The sequence below is a fragment of the Corynebacterium evansiae genome (genome assembly GCF_027570065.1).
In the GTDB taxonomy this organism is placed as follows: Bacteria; Actinomycetota; Actinomycetes; order Mycobacteriales; family Mycobacteriaceae; genus Corynebacterium; species Corynebacterium evansiae.
This window is the reverse complement of the sequence record NZ_JAKMUT010000023.1, coordinates 1-1,207: the sequence shown is the minus strand read 5'-3', so window position 1 is coordinate 1,207 and position 1,207 is coordinate 1. Positions and strand designations below refer to the sequence as shown.

General features: G+C 55.3%; 1 protein-coding gene. It reads left to right on the top strand.

Going from position 1 to position 1,207, the window contains the following annotated elements; genetic code table 11:
- Positions 1-1,207 (top strand): IS3 family transposase gene (locus L8V00_RS09970; RefSeq protein WP_269944930.1). Its coding sequence is split into 2 segments (ribosomal slippage), with 1,208 coding nucleotides annotated over them: positions 1-364 and positions 364-1,207; the frame shifts between segments, so codons are not numbered across the junction. This gene is flagged as partial in the annotation.

Below are 1,207 nucleotides of genomic sequence, written 5' to 3'. Positions count from 1 at the left end.
GCCGCTGCCAATGCTCTTGGTGTCTCCAAATACGTCGTCCGTACGCTCTATCGTCGATTTCAGCTGCATGGCAGGCTATGTCTTGTGGAGAAACCGACAAAGCAGCAGTACTCGTTCGACATCAAGAAGGAAGTTGTCCAACGTCACCTTGCCGGCGAGACAATGATGGATCTTGCCCGTGAGTTTGGCCTGTCGTCAGACCAACTCGTCAAAGATTGGTCCTGGAAATGGCGCAAAGGCGGCGATGAGGCGTTGAAACCGAAGCCGAAGGGCAGACCCAAAGGCTCGGCTGCACCGAAGCGGCTTACAGAAGAAGACAAGCTGCGCCGTCAGATCGCACGGTTGGAAGCGGAAAACGCGTACTTAAAAAAATTGCGGGACTTGAGGAACCAGGGACACGCCTGAAAGTCCAGGCGATTGTCATCCTCAAGTCGCACCACCGCCTGGAGCACCTCCTAGAGGCCACTGGTATCCCACGGTCGACGTTCTTCTACCACCAGAAACGACTCAACGAACCGGATAAGTACGCAGTGCTCAAAGACGCGATCCGGGAGTGCTTCGAACGTAACAAGCATCGCTATGGCTACCGGCGGGTGCTGCTGGACCTGCGTAACCAGGGCTGGGTGGTCAACCACAAACTCGTCTACAAACTCATGTGCCAGATGGGTCTTCGAGCCAAGATCCGCCAACGCAGGCCCTATGTTTCCTACAGCGGGGCGATCAGCCACATCGCTGACAACACACTCGACCGCAAGTTCACTCCGGATCAGCCAAATACCGTTTTTGTCAGCGACGTCACCGAGTTCAGGGTTGCAGGCCGCAAGGTGTATTTGTCACCGGTGATGGACTTGTTCGACCGCTCCATCGTCGCTCACAGCGTGGCTACATCGCCGTCGACAGCGTTTACCGCCGATTCTTTGTCCAAGGCGATCGCGGCGTGTGCACCTGAACCCGGGTGGATGATGCACACAGATCAAGGTTTCCAGTACCAGCATGCCTCCTGGCGTGACCTGATCGGTGACAACGGTGGTGTTCAGTCGATGTCGCGTAAAGCCAACTGTTACGACAACGCGGTCATGGAAAACTTCTTTGGACACTTGAAGACAGAGATGTACCACGGTGAAGTCTTCGACACGGTCGCAGAGTTCAATCAAGCGATCGACGAGTACATCAGGTGGTACAACACCGAACGCATCCAACAACGACT